Here is a 15,169-nt window from a genome sequence, read left to right on the forward strand (position 1 = left end):
GCGCTATGTCGCAGCCGTTTCTGCGGCCCATTATTGCTGTGCGTTTTACAAACGGTAGCAGTTCTCAAAAACACTACGGTTTTCATCAAACTCAATGATAGCCTCATCATAGGCTTCTATGTGTCCATTGTATTTTAGCGGGATTCCCAAACGCCGGATCTGCTCAAACAGGTCCATATCCAAATCAGGCGGCCGCTCCCCAAAATGTTTTGTCGCGCCCTCGAACGCCAATTCGTTGAAGAGCAAATTGGCAATTTTCATTTCCTGCTCGTTCATATGTAGCTCTCCTAAATTTACTATGCAGTCTAAGGTCTTCAACTTGGATCACCCCATTGACGCGACCCCATCATCACAATCAGTCCTGTCATTTTCGAGCTGCCCCAGGTCAGGAAGATCCCGCAGGCTATGCAGATCAAACGTCGCCAGGAACTCGGGCGTTGTCACAAACGTATGTGGCGCGCCGGGCCGCGGACTTTTCGGACCATTGCCGATGAGACCCTTGTAGCGCAACCGGCTGAGCAGATCGCGGTTGATCTCCTTGCCAAAGATGTCGGCCAGCCCGGCCCTGTCGATGGGTTGGTGATAGGCGACGGCGCAGAGCACCCCCATCTCTTCTTCAGAAAAGTTGTGTTGCTGCTCGCCAACGTCAGCGGCGGTTCGGATGGCTGTGGCATAGTGCGGCCGTGTCCGGAACATCCAGCCCCCCGCCACAGGCACAATCTCATAAGGTTTGGCTTTCAGGTCGGCCTGGATGTCGTCAATCAACAGATCGATGTTCGCCCCCTTCCCCACCACGAGTAATAAGGCTTCTCGCTCCACCGGTTTGCTGCTGGCAAAGATCACCGCCTCGATGCGGTTCATCCACTCGCGCCATCTCAACTCATCAGGCAGATCGTCAAGCTCACGATCCAGTACCTCGAGGTTTTCGTCTTGTTTGCGCGCGGCCACCATCACGCAACCCCATACAGCCGGAACGTAGGCCGACCGGTCAATTCACGGACAACGCCGAGCTCGATCAGACGTTCGCAGAGCCGTCTTGCCGAACGCGGTGTCATCAAGTTGCTCGTTCCAAGAATGGTGGGTGACAACATGGTGGACGGCAGCACCGCGTCTTCAGACAGGAATAGCTGAACTGCCTCGTCTGATCCCTTCGACCGCAGCTTTGGCGCGACGGCGCGAAGCCGCGCCGCACGGCGGGCGAGGTCATGGGCCAATCGCACGGCGTCCTGCGCAGCACGCGCAATCGCGATGTAACAGTCGACCCGGACGTCCTCGCCATCGCTGGCCGCGCGCAACGTCTTGCGGTTCACATTTAGTCCAAAAAGAGGAAGTGGCCGTTCCCATCCCAAGGTCTGCGCAAGAATAATGTCAGCGCACACAAGGGCGACCTCTTCTTTTCGCGGGAAGGCCTGAACAATGTCGGTGAGGATCAAGACCGATCTAGCGACAGGACTGGCACTCGCATCCTCAGCGCGAACGATCCAATCCGGCAGATACTCTTGCATGTCTTCCGGCAGCAAAGCCTGCAGTCGTTTTTTCCATCCGGGATGGCGAAGGGAGATCGCGGTGCCTTCGCGCCAGAACGCCAACATGTCTCCGTCAGGACCCATCGCATCGCCTGGGACGGTCAGGAGATAGGCATCGCGCAACTCGACCTCAGTCACCGCCCTGCCCTCAATCTTGCTGCCATGGACGGCTGCGCGCAGCGCAAGCCTGGTCCTAAGGAGATCGATCGGTACGCCGTTGTTTTGATCATTGAGCAACACATGCAGCAAAGAAAGCGCGGCCCCACTAGAAAACGCAGCGTCTTCAAGGCAATCTGGTGCTTGTTGATCGAAGACCCAAGACGGCAGAATGGGTTTCGGGAAGGTGTCAGGATCATGATCCTGATTTAGCAACTGGTTCATACAAATCAACTTATCTGACAACGGCGCTTTAAGCTACCATTTAGATATCTAACCGCCCCACCTTACAGCTCTTTTCTATGTCCAATAAGTTTGCCTTATCGGACATAGGTACATATGCTCAGCGCCATGTCAAAAATGAACGAGAAATTATCCTCAGGACCAGCAAATGCACCTTCCCTCAACGAAGACGGCGAAAGCGATGCTTCATATACCGAGGGCACAGGCGTTCCCGACCATGTCGCTGGATCGGGCTCTCTCGACCGCCTCGTACATACAGCTCGCGACTACGCACGTCATGCGACGGCTGAGAACACGACAAAGGCTTATGCCAAAGACTGGGTGCACTTTTCGAGTTGGTGTCGCAGACGGGGGGCGAACGCGTTGCCTCCAAGCCCGGAACTGATCGGGCTCTACATTGCGAACTGTGCAGCGCCCGACACCAAGGCCCCTGCCCTCTCGGTATCGACCATCGAACGCCGCCTGTCTGGCCTCGCCTGGCACTACCAGCAGCGCGGCTTTGCACTTGACCGTAAGGACCGGCACATCGCGACTGTTTTCGCTGGTATCCGGCGTAGGCACGCGCGGCCGCCCGTTCGAAAAGAAGCGGTATTGGCGGAGGATATCTGCGCGATGATCGCCACTCTGCCCTTCGATCTCCGTGGCTTGCGGGATCGCGCGATTTTGCTGATCGGATATGCGGGCGGTCTGCGTCGGTCCGAGATTGTCAGCCTGGACCACGGCAAGGACGATACCCCTGACAGCGCTGGTTGGGTGCAGATAGAGGACGACGGCGCAGTGCTGTTTCTGCGCGGCAAAACCGGATGGCGCGAGGTCGAGATTGGCCGCGGCTCCACCGACCAAACCTGCCCTGTGCATGCGCTGGAACACTGGCTGCACTTCGCCAAGATTGACTTTGGTCCGCTCTTCCGACGTATCAGCCGTGACAACAAGCGCGCCCTCGATGCGCGCCTCTCTGATAAACACGTGGCGCGGTTGATCAAACAAACTGTATTGGATGCTGGTATCCGCAGCGAGTTGTCCGAGAAAGATCGCCTTGCCCTGTTCTCCGGGCACAGCTTGCGGGCTGGGCTGGCTTCGAGCGCTGACGTCGACGAGCGCTACATTCAAAAGCAACTGGGTCATGCATCCGTTGAGATGACGCGGCGGTATCAACGGCGCCGGGATCGGTTCCGCGTCAACCTGACGAAGGCTGCCGGGCTCTGATCTCTGTGACTTTCTCTGCGCCGGTTTGGTAATGGAAGCTCCTTCAACGGCCTCGTTGGAAGAAAATTGTCCGCGGACAATTGCTGGTTCAAGCTGCATAGTTCTGAGCCGTAGCAAGACGCCGTATTAATTTCTCAGGACTAAAGCCTTCACTCTTTGAGCCAGTAGTGATTGAGCGAAAGTATGCACCTACCGCTTTGATTTTGTCATGGAACTGCATGATTGCCCATACTGTCGCTGCGGCCCTTAGAGGACCAAGCCGTTCGTGTGCTGCTTCATAGCTTTGATTAGTAATCCCTATCATCGGTGCAAGCGTTCGAGCGTGAGCTACGACATCATGGATTGTCTTAATCCTTTTAAGCGAAAATTCGGCTGCCCTTGGACAAGCTGATAGCAATTCTGGGATCGTGATAGGAGCATCGGAAATTTTAAGAGGCGGTTCTTTTTTTAGAGCAACCCTCTCTTTATCAATATGTTCTTTATTTGACTTATGATAGTGCCGGACAAATTGACCGTCACTGGCGGTCATAGTTGTCGTCAAATTAGGAGTTTGATCATCTGTTGCCTCGGCTTCAACTTCAGTGGCTGGAAGGTCTAAGAGGATCTGTTCGCAGTCCCGGAGTGATAATTTGCGGCGAAGGATACGGAAGATGCTGAGGGCCGTGTCATCGTTTGGGTTGGCTGTGAGGCTGGCATTGGCCGCTGCGCGGATTTTGGTGCGCAGGTAATCAATCTGCTCCCGTTCCCTCAGGACCTCGGCAGCCATTGCAGCAATTTCATGTAGACGGGCAAAGAGTGGTGAAAGGTCAAAGCCAAACCGAAGAGCCTTGCCCTCGTAGTTGTTGTGCTTGGTGAAGCGCTTGCGATTTGGGCTGTCACGGCGCACCAGTAGACCAATCTCTTGCAACGTTGCCGCGTGACGTCTGATTGTTCTGTCTGAGATGCCGTTGCGTCGAAATGTGAGTGTTGCGTTCGATGCAAACACTGTGTGGTGGTTGCGCTTTGGCGCCAGGCACGAAAGCATCGCGTCTAAGGTCGAAATCACTGATGCGCTGAGACCGAGATGCGGAGCCGCGTTGCGGAGCGTTGCTACGACGATGTGACGCTCTGGAATGTAATTGTCCGCGGACAATACTTCACTGGTCCGCAGCCCGGTGGGTGCAGTTGCTTGTGTAAATGCCATGTTTTTTCACGACAACCTGATGTGAAAGGCACCAAAATCTCTGAAAATCAGAAAAAAGGCCGCAAATCTTCGGCAACCGAATCGGTTGTTGTTGACTGACGAGGAAAAGCTGGTAAATCTGAAAGTGCAAAGAACAGATTGGGCTCTCCTAGGGAAACCTTGGGGGGCTCTTTCTTTTTTGGGTTGTTGGTCGTGCTCCTCTTTTAAGTTTTACTGCTCGGTCGACATCAGTCAGGCATTTGCTCTGACTGCCACGCCTCATAGAGACGCGTAAGCTCAGCTTCTGCGTTGTTACGCATCCACTGGGCAAATTCTGGGGCATCAGACTTCGACAGCTTGAATGTCAAAGCACGGGCCGTTTCTTTCACTTCTGCCAAAGCCGTCCCATCACTAAGTTTGATGGAGAGGGTAGGGGGTGCGGCTGGGTTGTCTGGGGCTTTAGATTTCAGCGCCTGAGTAATGGCGTCACTGACCATGCTAAAGCGGTCGTCTGAGCTCTTGGCAGCATTAAACTGAAGTGTCGCGGTGATCTGTTCAAGATCGACGCTATCGCTGCGCGACTGGTCCGCGAGCTCTTCCCAACGTCTGCGTCCAATGCCATGGGCGGACCCAATCTGCTCAATGACTGACTTTGGAATAGAGCGCGCAACTTTGGTCATGCGGGAAAGCATTGGTTTGTCCACAGCAAGGGCATCGAGAATGATTGCCTGCTCATAGCCACTTGCGGCCAGTTCAGCCGCAAAAAGCGCTTTTTCAATAAAACTGGGGTCCAGACGCTGGGTGTTCTCTTGCCCCTGGGCGAGAATTGCCTCTTCGTCGGAAAGAGACCTGACAAGTGCCTTTGCGGGGATGCCAAGCGATCGCAAGGCCCGCAATCTGCGGCGACCATAGACGATTTTGTAGTGTCCGGGTTTGTCAGCGATGGGGCGCACCATAATCGGTACTTGTTGGCCGTGCGCCTTGATGCTCTCAGCTAGCGTTACGACATCGGCATCGGAGAAAGAGAGACGGTCCTTGGGACCGTTCTCTTCAATGACATCAACGGAGATTTCTCTCACCGCGTTGCTCGCGACATCTTTCAAAGTGGACTTCACGCCGCTCATTGCGCCCGTATTTGGGAAACGTGCCTTTTGTTCTCCGGCCGGTGCCGCAGTGCTGGCCGCATCGGGCGGGGGAGGGGGCTGGAAAAGGTTTCTACGGGCCATTAGTCAGTTTCCCTTCCCCAAGCTTGCTGGATCGTCTTTTCAAACTCATCCGCTACGCCGTTAACGGACTCTAGTATGCGGGTTAGTGTCTTCTTTACGACTTGCGAGGGATCCAGCTCATAGATGGTTTGCTGCGTCATCCCAGCGTCGGAGATCGCTGTAGATTTGAGCATCGGTGTGGTCAAAACCTGATCGAGGAGAATGGAACGCAAGAAACCCGCCATTTGTGACTGGGGTACGTCCGTGGGCTCATATCGAGCGATCAAGAACTTAAGGAAGTTCCAGTCGATGGGGCCCGCCGCCTCTTCAAGAGTTTGAACAGTTTCGCCAGCCATTTCAAGGAATTGCGCCATTGAGGCGACATCCAACATGCTGGGAACGACCGTGATCAGAAGGCCTGTTGATGCCAGCAGAGCGGTCATCGTTGTAAAACCAAGCTGTGGCGGGCAATCAATGATGACGAGATCGTAGTCTGCTTCGATCTCGTCAAGAGCGATCGCAAGGCGCTGTGTGAATGGCGGGTCGATCTTGTGCTGAAGCGCATAGGCCGTTTCGGTCTCATACTCCGATAACAACAGGCCCGCAGGAGCGAGATCGAGGTTGTGAAAATAGGTATTTCGGATGACTTGGCTCAACGGAGCCGGGTCTTCGTATTTTAGTGCGTCATAGATCGTCCCGCTCTCAGCAAATTCGATCTCGGGACGGTATCCAAACATTGTGGTCAAGCTGGCTTGGGGGTCCATGTCAATTGCGAGAACCCTATAGCCACGCAAGGCGTAGCGTTGCGCCAAGTGGATCGCACTGGTCGTTTTGCTTGAGCCGCCTTTGAAGTTGACGATGGAAATAACCTGAAGGGCGTCGTTCTCGCGACGTCCAGGAAGATATGTTTCACCATTCCGACCAGTTTTCGCCATCACGTGGCGGATTTGGTCAATCTCTTGGGCAGTGTATAGTCTGCGACCTCGAGAATCCGTCTCTACATCAGGGAAATCGCCTTCCTGATGACGTGTCCTGAGGTTGGACATGCTGATGCCAGTAAGCTCTGATACTTCAGCAGGATGAAACTTGCGCAGCGCTTTTCGACTATCGGGCTGGAAGCTATTTCGCATATGGTTGTTTAGCGCTTCCGACAGGCGGGCAGCGTTCGATGCAATGGATGCTGCGATGGAACTGGTAACTACAGTTTTCATGTTCGAATTCATTCTGCCCTCACGACCTCTTAGCCGGCCGCCTGTGTTTCGTCGCTAAACAGCGTGATTTGCGTCAGCTTGCGACAACTGAACTCATGACACGCAAGTTATCCCCAGGCAACAAATTTTTGCGGTGATATACCTTTAGCTAGGAGTGGCAAGTTAAAGTGGGCACTCAATCATTCCCTGTAACGCTTTGTTATTATGAAAGATAAAGCGTTCCAAGTAGCTTAACGCAAGATATTGTGGAGGTATGCTAGCTCACCCCAATAGGTTGTCACCGTCTCTAGCTTTCGAATCGACAGTAATGCAAATAGCTTTGTCGAATTTTCATCAGAGCCCGCAGATTACTATGAAGAACTGTATAGTAGGCTGTAGTATTTGTTCCGAAGATGGAGAACGACTTGCCACGCATGATTTCAGCGACAGTCGCTGTATGTGAACCACTTTGGTCTGGAACCGATTGTTCTCGAAAGCGGCCATTGGCGGTCGACGCAGCACGCAGTCGATACTGTGATGCGCACTGACGGCTGCAATATGCGATGTACCAGGCTTGGCAATACTGTGGGTCCGGCACATTTCTTACCTCAACAATCAAGTGATTAGCCGCACTCACTCTCGTTGATGTAAAATATCCGGCTCGTGTCCCCACCTTGTCCTTTGAAAGCGCAGCATAAATTCGGCAAATCTAAGACATCCTCAAACACGAAAGGAAGACAGGATGTCGAAAACGAAAGCTATGAACTCTAAAGCGGCGGGACGTATTCAATCCGCAACGGCCGCAAAGACCGGCGGGCAAGCAGCAAAAGGCAGTTTCTGTCGGACATTCTGGGCGCGCCAGTTGACCGACCGCAGGTGACAGAGACAACCGCCCTTGGCGCAGCGTGGCTGGCCGGACAGCGTGCGGGGCTTTACCCCGACATGGCAGGCTTTGCGGAAAACTGGGCGTTGGAGCGTACCTTTACCCCCACGATGCAAGAGGAAGATCGCGCAACACACTATGCGGCGTGGCGTAGGGCAGTGCAGGCGACACTTAGCGCCTGATGCTTATGGTAAAGGCAGGCAAACCTTGCAATGATGGTATATCAACAACGTAACGCATAGGCTGTCTGATGACCTCCACCACCGCGCCGCTGCCCGACCACGAAGTGACCTACCGCAAGGCCCGCGACCTGATCCTGTTCGGCGAGCTGTTGCCGGGCGCAGCCGTGACCATTCAAGGCATCGTCGACCGCCTAGGCACAGGGATCACCCCTGCGCGTGAAGCGATCCGCCGTCTCACGGCAGAAGGGGCACTGCGCGCCAGCGATAACCGCCGCCTGATGGTGCCTGAGTTGACGTTAGAGCAGCTCCAAGAACTGACCTATGCCCGTACCGGGATTGAGCCGCAGATCGCACGGTTGGCCGCCGTTGGGATTGAGCCTGCGGATATCGACGCGCTTGAGCAGATCGATGCAGAGGTCAACGCGGCGCTGGCGGGTGGCGACATTCGCGCCTACCTGCGCCACAATCACCGCTTTCACTGGACGCTTTATGCCCATTCAGAGGCGGAAATTCTGATGGCGACAGCCGCGTCACATTGGCTGCGCGTTGGCCCGTCGCTGCGGGGGATGGTGAAACAAGCGCAAACCGATCCGTTGCCCGACATGCATGAGGTCGCCATTCAGGCGCTGCGCGATGGCGACTATGAGGCCGTCGGAGAGGCCATTCATAATGACATCCTGCAAGGCCACGCGCACATCGCACAAGGTCTCGAAGAGGCGGGTTAGGCTCTACTTCCGATGATAGTCTTCGATCAGAGCCACCTCATCGCGTGAGCCGAGGATCACTGGCACCCGCTGGTGGTGGCCTGTGGGCGCGACCTCCAGAATACGGCCACGTCCGGTGGAAGACGCGCCGCCAGCCTGTTCCACCAACATGCCCATCGGGTTCGCCTCATACATCAGGCGCAGTTTGCCACCCTGCGCGGCATTGCCTGCGTCTTGCGGGTACAAAAACACACCGCCGCGCGTCAGGATGCGGTGCACATCGGCCACCATTGAAGCACACCAGCGCATGTTGAATTTCTTGCCGCGCGGGCCGTTTGTACCGCGCAAGCAATCGTCGATATATGCGCGCACAGGCGTCTCCCACAGATCATAGCGCGAGGCGTTGATCGCAAATTCCTGTGTCTGCGGCGGGATGGTCATTTCAGGCTGGGTCAACAAAAACTCACCCGAGCCTGGGTGATGCGTGAACCCGTCCACACCTTGACCTATGGTGATCACCAGCCCCGTGGAAGGTCCGTAAATCGCGTAACCTGCAGCGACCTGTTCTGTGCCTTTGATCTGCACCGCATCCGCCTGCGGCGTGATCGCTGCCTCCAGCCGCACGATCGAAAAGATCGTGCCGACCGAAAGGTTCACATCCAGATTGGAGGAGCCATCGAGCGGATCGTAATAGACCACAAAATCGCCGACCTGCGGCGCGTCCTTGCGCCAATTGACCTCGTCCACTTCCTCGGACACCAGCGCGGCCAGCGACGGATTGCCGCCGACGATCTGCTGGAACACCTCGTCCGAGATTACGTCGAGCTCTTTTTGCGTCTCGCCCTGCACATTCTCGGTCTCGGCCGCACCCAACACGCCGGCAAAAGCGCCATGGCGCACGCGGTCCGCAATAATGCGGCAGGCGGTGGCGATGTCCTCCATCAGGATCATCAGATCCGTGTCGGTGCTTTTTGCCTGTAGGTGCTGGCGCAGGGTGGTTTGTGTCATGGCGGGGCCCTTCCTGAGTTCGCGCCGACTTTGAAGCCTATCGCGCAAGAGGGCAAGCACCGCCCTGCCTTGATCGGCTTTTACCGCGCAAAATTTCGCCGTGGGCATGGTCGCGCACAGCGGCTAGGTTGCCGAACAGGAGCGGGCAGGAGGTGCCCGAAGGGAGAATTTCTGATGAGCGTTTTTGACCCGACCATTTGCACCCTCGGCGAAGGGCCGCTATGGCACCCCGAACGGCAATCGCTATTCTGGTTTGATATCGTGAACATGCGCCTTTACGGCGAGGGGCGTGTGCATCAGTTCGATGAATGCGTATCCGCCGCCGGATGGTTGGACCACGACAGCTTGTTCGTCGCTTCCGAGACACAGTTGTTCACCTACCACCTTGAGACTGGCGCGCAGAAACATGTGGTACCGCTTGAAGCCGATAACGCTGTGACCCGCTCTAACGACGGGCGGGCGGACCCGTTTGGTGGGTTCTGGATTGGGTCCATGGGCAAAAATACGGAAAAGGGGGCAGGGGCCATCCACCGCTATTATCGCGGCACTGTCGAGACGCTTTACCGCGACATCACTGTGTCCAATGCGATCTGCTTTTCACCTGACAAACGCTTTGCCCACTTCACCGACACCCACACGCAGCAAGTGATGCGCGTGGCACTGGACAGCGAAGGTTGGCCCAAGGCCGCGCCAGAGGTTTTTGTCGATACCCGATCCGACGGATTCTTTCCCGACGGGGCCGTAGTGGATGCCGAAGGCTGCCTGTGGGTCGCGCATTGGGGCCGCTCGCGCGTTGCGCGCTATGACACAGACGGCGCGTTTATGGGTGCGGTGAACGTACCAGCGCGTCAGGCCAGTTGCCCCGCTTTCGGCGGTGCCGGTCTTGACCAGCTTTACGTCACCTCTGCCGCCATGGGCATGGGTGACCGCGCAGGACCGGAGGACGGCAAGACTTTCGTGATCCAGACGCAGTCCAAAGGCCAACGCGAACACCGCGTTATCCTGTAACGCCCATGCGGACCTGGAGCCGTGACAGCGTCTGTGTGGGGATCTCGATATGGTCAAAATACCCCATAACAGAGCCGTATTTCGCATCCAGGTGCCCCAGCAATCCGGCCATAGCGCTGGCAGGACTTTCCAGCAAGGTGGCGTAAGCCTCCACATCACCGCCGCGCGCCCGTGACCGGCTCAGGAATTCGGTCACCAGTTCGGGGATCAAGGTTTCAGTCAGGGCATAATCGGCGATGATATCGGTGTGCGATACGCCAGCCAGTCCCAGCAGAAGGGCGGCGATGATGCCGGTGCGGTCCTTGCCTGCGGTGCAGTTGAATAGTACCGCCCCGTCGCGCACTTGCGCGATACGGTTGAGGATGGCGGCAATGGCCTGCCCGCGTGTTTCAATCGCGGTGACATACATGGCCAGCAACGGGTGGCCATCTGGCACGTCCACCTCGGCCAACGCAGAGGGGGAGAGCGCATCAAACAACGGCAGGTTCACCCATTCGACGCCGCGCATCCGGTCCAGACGGCTGGGCGCTTCTTGCACCTCGCGCGCGGTGCGCAGATCAACGACCATACGCAGTCCCTCAAAATGCAAGCGCTCCGGCTCCCCCTCGTCCAAGCGGTGCAGGCAGTCGCCACGCAAGAACCGGCGCCACGGAACAGTGCCACCTTGCGCTGTTACATAACCACCCAGATCGCGGACGTTATGGGCGCCGCGCAGGATGATTTGTCGGGAGGGGAGGTGTTTTGTCATCAGCAACACTTAATGTCTGCGCAACAGGGGTTCAAGAACCCGCGCGCAGGCTCTAGGCTTTACGCAAACGGAGCGCACGATGACTGACCCTGCTTATTTTCTCTATCATTCCATTGGCCAATACCCCGGCAAAGCCGAGCAGATGGCCGCAGCACTTGGGCATTTCACGGATGTCTGGGGCGCTTATGATGATGCGCAATGGCCCAAGATGCTGACTGCGCGGGCAGAGTTCCTGCAACTGTGGTCAGAGCTGATCGATGCGGAGGAGGGGACTCTCACCTCAGCCGACAATGTCACCACGGCGCTTTATTCCGTGATGGGCGGCTTGGGTGATCGGCTGCGCGGCAAACGGGTGCTGATCGCGGCGGATTGCTTTCCCTCGCTGCATTTTCTGCTGACGGGGCTGGCGCCGCGCATGGGGTTCACGCTGGATACGGTGCCGTTGCGCCACGGGTCTTTCTGGGTCGAAGACGACGATATGCTGGCGGCGTGGGGGTCTGATGTCGGGCTGGCCTTGCTGACCTTTGTGACCTCGACGGCCTCGCATCGGCCTGATTTGTCGCGGCTGCTTGCGCATGGGCAGGCGATGGGATCGCTCGTGGGGGTGGACTTGACGCAGGGGGTGGGAATCATCCCGTTTTCGCTGAAGAAAACTCCGGTAGATTTTGTGGTCTCGACCACGTTGAAATGGCTGTGCGGCACGCCGGGTGCGGGGATCGTGCAGATGCGCGCGGACTTGATCGAGGACGTGACGCCAGAGCTGCGTGGCTGGTTCTCTCAAGACAATCCGTTCTCGTGGGACCTTGATGCCTTTGCCTACGCCCCTGACGCGCGGCGGTTTGAACACGGGACGCCGTCGATCATGGCCTGTGTCGGCTCGGTCCCCGCGCTGCGCTGGCACGCCGGGCAAAGCGGGCTGCTGGTCCATAACCGTGCGCTGACTGGCGCGATCATCGAGCAAGCCGATGCAGCGGGGATACGGATCACCACACCGCGCGGCGAGGGGCAGCGCAGCGGTTCTGTCATGTTGCACCTTGAGGATGCTGCCGCGCGAGTTGCCGAACTGCGCGGGCAGGGCATCTATACGGATGCGCGGGGCAGTATCTTGCGCCTGTCGCCCGGTGTAATCACAACGATGGAACATGTGGCGCGTCTGTTCGATGTGTTGCGCGGGTAAATAGGGATCAGAGATGCAAAAAATAGCAGTAGTCACAGGAGCGGCGGGCGGCATGGGTCGCGCAATCGTCGCGCAGTTCATTGCGGACGGCATGGCGGTGGTCGGCCTTGACGTGGACGCAGCAGGGCTGGAGGAGATGGCTGCCGATCCGGCCTTCACCGGCATTGTCACGGACCTGATGCAAAAGACCGCAATCGCAGCTGCGTTTGACCAGATCGCAGCGGATTTTGGTGGCGTTGATGTGCTGGTGAACAACGCCGGTACATGCTTTATGTCCGAATTTCCTGACATTCCCGAAGATGAGTTCGAACGCCAGATGGCGCTGAATTTCTCAGGCGCCTTCCATTGCTGTCAGGCGGCAATCAAGTTGATGACAGGGCGCGATGGCGTGCGCAAGATTGTGAACATCTCTTCCAATGGCGCCTATAACTTCGATGCTTTCGATCCGCCGCATTACCGCGCGTCGAAAGCTGCCCTTGATACGCTGACCAAGGACCTTGCCCGCCGCTATGCGCGCGAAAAGATCGCGGTGAACTCCATCGCGCCTGCGATGACGGAGACGCCGCTGTTCGGTGTGGTCAGCAAAGAGGTGTTGGCTAATGCCATCGCGCAAATGCCCCACGGTCGCGCCATGCAACCCTCCGAGATAGCGGCATGGGTGGGTTTTCTCGTTTCGCCTGCGGGTGATGTCTCAAGCGGGAATGTGATCATTCTCAATCAGGGACGGGACGTGCGGTGAGGGCCTTTTGCTGACAAAGGTTACTCGAACCAATGGGGTGCTTTTCTAAGGGTTGGCCATTGTTCGGGTGAATGGCCAAAGATCACCAGAGCATCCCGATCCGCTGCCAGCTTCATCAGACGGTCGCCGTGGTGGATGGCCAGCGGCACGTCCCATGAGCCGGCAAAGTCTTCGTCAATCTCGGACGCGCGGCTGATCGCGTCAGAGGTGAGCAGCATCGCACCCGTTTGCGGCAGATCAATCATAAACGCCAGTTGGCCGGGCGCGTGACCGGGACAGAGCAGCACCTCAAATCCTTCGCCCAAGGTGAAATCCTGCTCCACCAGCAGGTAGTTGGCCTCCGGCCATTCCATCGCCTGCTTGCCCGACCAATAAAGCGGGCGGGGCAGGGCGCGTTCGGCGGCTGAAATCATGATAGGCGCTTGGGGGCAGAGGTCCATGTGGCCGACGTGATCGATGTGGGTATGGCTCTGGATCATCAGGGTTATGTCGCGCGGATAAATCCCGAGCTTGGATAGTTGCGCGGCAGGCATATTGTCGGGTGTGACCGACAGCACGCGGCCAAAGCTGCCCAGATCATCCTCAAGCGTAGCAGCATCGGCGTCCACCGCATATTTCGGGGGAAATCCGGTGTCGATCAGCACGGTTTCATCCGTGTCGGTCTGTATGACAAAGCCGCAAATACCGATGATCCGGCCGTTGGCGTGGACCTGAAACAGCCCGTAATCCAACACCGCCAGACGAATGGGTTTGCCCTTTAGCTGCGTATGGTTTTTCATGGGCCAAGCAAACGGGGGCGCGGCATGAAAGTCAAGATACACACGTTGTTTCAATATCTTCTCGAAACGACGCAAGCTGAACCGGAGGCGATTGTCGGATTCTCGCTGGCGCAGTCGCCCCGCTTGGGGGATTTTTTGGCAGATCTTGATCCGGATCTGCCGCTGGACTGGAACAGCCGTGATTTCAGCGGTCTGCCAGAGCTGAAGGACCATGTGCTGCGGCAGGCGGGGCTGACGGGGGTTTGCGCGCCTGCTGATGTGCTCATCACAGCAGGCGCGGCTGAGGCGAACTATCTGTCGATCATGCAGCTCTTGCAAACGGACGATGAGATTGTGATCGAAACCCCCGGTTGGCCGCAGGCAGAGGTGTTGGCGAAGGCCATCGGCGCGAAGGTGGTCAGGGTCACGCGGCGCGAGACTGATGGCTGGCGTTTGCCGCTCGACCAGCTTGCCGAAGCTGTAACCGTCCGCACGCGGATGATTTTCCTGACCAACCCCAACAACCCGACTGGCGATATGTTGGATGCGTCCGAGCTGGCAGAGATCGTGCAGATCGCAGACCGGGTCGGTGCCTGGCTGCTGGTGGACGAAGTCTATGCCGGTCTTGAATGGGATGGGCCGCGCGCGCCCAGTATCGCAGGCATGTACGCGCGCGGGATCACAACGGGATCGGTGAGCAAAGCACTAGGGCTACAAGGGCTGCGTACCGGTTGGATCATCTGCCCTGACGCGGGGCTGATCCGCGACGCGGTAATCCTGCGCGAAAATTCCTCCGAGATCATGAACATCATGGGCGAAGTGATCGCAGAGATCGCCTTGCGCCCCGAACGCTACGACCCCGCCCTTGGCAAGGCGCGAACCGAGGGGCTGGCCCATCTGGCGCAGATCAACGACTGGATCGCACAGCAAGAGGGGTTGCATTGGATTAGCCCGCGCGCAGGGCTGATCGGTCTGGCACATCTGCCAGAGGGCTTCGACAGTGAGGCCTTCGCGCGCTTTCTGCTTGCTGATCCTTACCGCACCTTCCTGCTACCCGGCAGCGCCTATGAGCAGCCCAATCACATCCGGTTGGGTGTGGGTGGCGGTCTATCTGTTAATCTCACCGAAGGACTAACTCGGCTGGCGCAAGCGCTTGCAGACTATCCGCGTGCAGAAGGGCGTTGTTGCATGGACCCCCACTCCACTGATACCGCTTGCTGCCTGTCTTCTTGAGGATGCTGTATATGCCGCACAAATTCAACGCTGATCGTCGC

General features: G+C 57.2%; 16 protein-coding genes and 1 pseudogene. 8 read left to right on the plus strand and 9 right to left on the minus strand.

The features are described from left to right. Positions 1-45: 45 nt before the first annotated feature. Genes V7730_RS18985 through V7730_RS18995 form a run of 3 tightly spaced genes read right to left on the minus strand, consistent with a single transcriptional unit; the run spans position 46 to position 1,907 of the window. Complete coding sequence (locus V7730_RS18985; RefSeq protein WP_335749154.1) at positions 46-276, minus strand: hypothetical protein; 231 nt, start codon at positions 274-276, stop codon at positions 46-48. Between the two features lie 48 nt (positions 277-324). Further along, complete coding sequence (gene scpB / locus V7730_RS18990) at positions 325-951, minus strand: SMC-Scp complex subunit ScpB (protein WP_335749155.1); 627 nt, start codon at positions 949-951, stop codon at positions 325-327. After that, positions 951-1,907 (minus strand): DUF1403 family protein, encoded by a 957-nt coding sequence (locus tag V7730_RS18995; RefSeq protein WP_335749156.1) that lies wholly within the window; start codon positions 1,905-1,907, stop codon positions 951-953. Before V7730_RS18995 ends, scpB begins: the two co-directional genes overlap by 1 nt. 114 nt (positions 1,908-2,021) lie before the next feature. Here V7730_RS18995 and V7730_RS19000 point away from each other — a divergent pair, with 114 nt between their 5' ends. Continuing rightward, positions 2,022-3,131: a tyrosine-type recombinase/integrase gene (locus V7730_RS19000; RefSeq protein WP_443070250.1), complete on the plus strand. Its 1,110-nt coding sequence runs from the start codon at positions 2,022-2,024 to the stop codon at positions 3,129-3,131. Positions 3,132-3,219: 88 nt separating this feature from the next. Here the strand turns inward: V7730_RS19000 and repC are convergent, their stop codons facing one another. From repC to repA, 3 genes are all read right to left on the minus strand, one after another. Further along, positions 3,220-4,314 carry a plasmid replication protein RepC gene (gene repC / locus V7730_RS19005; RefSeq protein WP_335749158.1) on the minus strand — a complete coding sequence of 365 codons (1,095 nt, stop codon included), beginning with the start codon at positions 4,312-4,314 and terminating at the stop codon, positions 3,220-3,222. Between the two features lie 227 nt (positions 4,315-4,541). Then, positions 4,542-5,519 (minus strand): plasmid partitioning protein RepB, encoded by a 978-nt coding sequence (repB, locus tag V7730_RS19010; RefSeq protein WP_335749159.1) that lies wholly within the window; start codon positions 5,517-5,519, stop codon positions 4,542-4,544. Continuing rightward, a complete protein-coding gene (repA, locus tag V7730_RS19015; protein ID WP_335749160.1) occupies positions 5,519-6,709 on the minus strand; it encodes a plasmid partitioning protein RepA in 1,191 nt (396 codons plus the stop codon). Before repA ends, repB begins: the two co-directional genes overlap by 1 nt. Before the next feature lie 721 nt (positions 6,710-7,430). On the opposite strand from repA, the gene V7730_RS19020 reads away from it, so the two are divergent. The 3 genes and pseudogenes from V7730_RS19020 (at position 7,431) to V7730_RS19030 (ending at position 8,478) form a co-directional block, all read left to right on the plus strand. After that, complete coding sequence (locus V7730_RS19020) at positions 7,431-7,568, plus strand: hypothetical protein (RefSeq protein ID WP_335749161.1); 138 nt, start codon at positions 7,431-7,433, stop codon at positions 7,566-7,568. Beyond that, positions 7,520-7,753: pseudogene (locus V7730_RS19025) on the plus strand (glycerol kinase); the annotation flags it as partial. The gene V7730_RS19020 and the pseudogene V7730_RS19025, both read left to right, overlap by 49 nt. Positions 7,754-7,821: 68 nt before the next feature. Next, a complete protein-coding gene (locus V7730_RS19030; protein ID WP_335749162.1) occupies positions 7,822-8,478 on the plus strand; it encodes a GntR family transcriptional regulator in 657 nt (218 codons plus the stop codon). 3 nt (positions 8,479-8,481) lie between these two features. Here the strand turns inward: V7730_RS19030 and V7730_RS19035 are convergent, their stop codons facing one another. After that, a complete protein-coding gene (locus V7730_RS19035) occupies positions 8,482-9,465 on the minus strand; it encodes a class 1 fructose-bisphosphatase (protein ID WP_335749163.1) in 984 nt (327 codons plus the stop codon). Between the two features lie 174 nt (positions 9,466-9,639). Between V7730_RS19035 and V7730_RS19040 the strand changes: the two genes are divergently transcribed. Beyond that, the gene (locus tag V7730_RS19040; RefSeq protein ID WP_335749164.1) at positions 9,640-10,473 is read left to right on the plus strand and encodes an SMP-30/gluconolactonase/LRE family protein; all 834 of its coding nucleotides are present in this window, start codon (positions 9,640-9,642) and stop codon (positions 10,471-10,473) included. Here the strand turns inward: V7730_RS19040 and V7730_RS19045 are convergent. Further along, positions 10,463-11,221, minus strand: a complete 759-nt coding sequence (locus tag V7730_RS19045) for a tyrosine-protein phosphatase (RefSeq protein WP_335749165.1) — start codon at positions 11,219-11,221, stop codon at positions 10,463-10,465. The genes V7730_RS19040 and V7730_RS19045 overlap by 11 nt on opposite strands. A gap of 79 nt (positions 11,222-11,300) precedes the next feature. On the opposite strand from V7730_RS19045, the gene V7730_RS19050 reads away from it, so the two are divergent. Continuing rightward, on the plus strand, positions 11,301-12,398 hold the full coding sequence (locus tag V7730_RS19050) for an aminotransferase class V-fold PLP-dependent enzyme (RefSeq protein ID WP_335749166.1): 1,098 nt from the start codon (positions 11,301-11,303) through the stop codon (positions 12,396-12,398). Between the two features lie 13 nt (positions 12,399-12,411). After that, entirely contained in the window at positions 12,412-13,137 is a 726-nt protein-coding gene (locus tag V7730_RS19055; protein ID WP_335749167.1) for an SDR family NAD(P)-dependent oxidoreductase, read from the plus strand. A 20-nt stretch (positions 13,138-13,157) separates the two neighbouring features. Here V7730_RS19055 and V7730_RS19060 read toward each other — a convergent pair whose 3' ends face one another. Beyond that, complete coding sequence (locus V7730_RS19060; RefSeq protein WP_335749168.1) at positions 13,158-13,916, minus strand: MBL fold metallo-hydrolase; 759 nt, start codon at positions 13,914-13,916, stop codon at positions 13,158-13,160. A 24-nt stretch (positions 13,917-13,940) separates the two neighbouring features. Here V7730_RS19060 and V7730_RS19065 point away from each other — a divergent pair, with 24 nt between their 5' ends. Then, positions 13,941-15,128, plus strand: a complete 1,188-nt coding sequence (locus V7730_RS19065; protein WP_335749169.1) for a pyridoxal phosphate-dependent aminotransferase — start codon at positions 13,941-13,943, stop codon at positions 15,126-15,128. The last annotated feature ends 41 nt before the right edge of the window (positions 15,129-15,169 follow it).

It is taken from the genome of Sulfitobacter sp., assembly GCF_036961165.1.
In the GTDB taxonomy this organism is placed as follows: Bacteria; Pseudomonadota; Alphaproteobacteria; order Rhodobacterales; family Rhodobacteraceae; genus Sulfitobacter.

What these genes read in the sequence shown, in the direction of transcription:
- V7730_RS18985 (WP_335749154.1), bottom strand. Translation starts at nt 276, where the DNA reads ATGAACGAGCAGGAAATGAAAATTGCCAATTTGCTCTTCAACGAATTG.
- scpB (WP_335749155.1), bottom strand. Translation starts at nt 951, where the DNA reads ATGGTGGCCGCGCGCAAACAAGACGAAAACCTCGAGGTACTGGATCGT.
- V7730_RS18995 (WP_335749156.1), bottom strand. Translation starts at nt 1,907, where the DNA reads ATGAACCAGTTGCTAAATCAGGATCATGATCCTGACACCTTCCCGAAA.
- V7730_RS19000 (WP_443070250.1), top strand. Translation starts at nt 2,022, where the DNA reads ATGCTCAGCGCCATGTCAAAAATGAACGAGAAATTATCCTCAGGACCA.
- repC (WP_335749158.1), bottom strand. Translation starts at nt 4,314, where the DNA reads ATGGCATTTACACAAGCAACTGCACCCACCGGGCTGCGGACCAGTGAA.
- repB (WP_335749159.1), bottom strand. Translation starts at nt 5,519, where the DNA reads ATGGCCCGTAGAAACCTTTTCCAGCCCCCTCCCCCGCCCGATGCGGCC.
- repA (WP_335749160.1), bottom strand. Translation starts at nt 6,709, where the DNA reads ATGAAAACTGTAGTTACCAGTTCCATCGCAGCATCCATTGCATCGAAC.
- V7730_RS19020 (WP_335749161.1), top strand. Translation starts at nt 7,431, where the DNA reads ATGTCGAAAACGAAAGCTATGAACTCTAAAGCGGCGGGACGTATTCAA.
- V7730_RS19030 (WP_335749162.1), top strand. Translation starts at nt 7,822, where the DNA reads ATGACCTCCACCACCGCGCCGCTGCCCGACCACGAAGTGACCTACCGC.
- V7730_RS19035 (WP_335749163.1), bottom strand. Translation starts at nt 9,465, where the DNA reads ATGACACAAACCACCCTGCGCCAGCACCTACAGGCAAAAAGCACCGAC.
- V7730_RS19040 (WP_335749164.1), top strand. Translation starts at nt 9,640, where the DNA reads ATGAGCGTTTTTGACCCGACCATTTGCACCCTCGGCGAAGGGCCGCTA.
- V7730_RS19045 (WP_335749165.1), bottom strand. Translation starts at nt 11,221, where the DNA reads ATGACAAAACACCTCCCCTCCCGACAAATCATCCTGCGCGGCGCCCAT.
- V7730_RS19050 (WP_335749166.1), top strand. Translation starts at nt 11,301, where the DNA reads ATGACTGACCCTGCTTATTTTCTCTATCATTCCATTGGCCAATACCCC.
- V7730_RS19055 (WP_335749167.1), top strand. Translation starts at nt 12,412, where the DNA reads ATGCAAAAAATAGCAGTAGTCACAGGAGCGGCGGGCGGCATGGGTCGC.
- V7730_RS19060 (WP_335749168.1), bottom strand. Translation starts at nt 13,916, where the DNA reads ATGAAAAACCATACGCAGCTAAAGGGCAAACCCATTCGTCTGGCGGTG.
- V7730_RS19065 (WP_335749169.1), top strand. Translation starts at nt 13,941, where the DNA reads ATGAAAGTCAAGATACACACGTTGTTTCAATATCTTCTCGAAACGACG.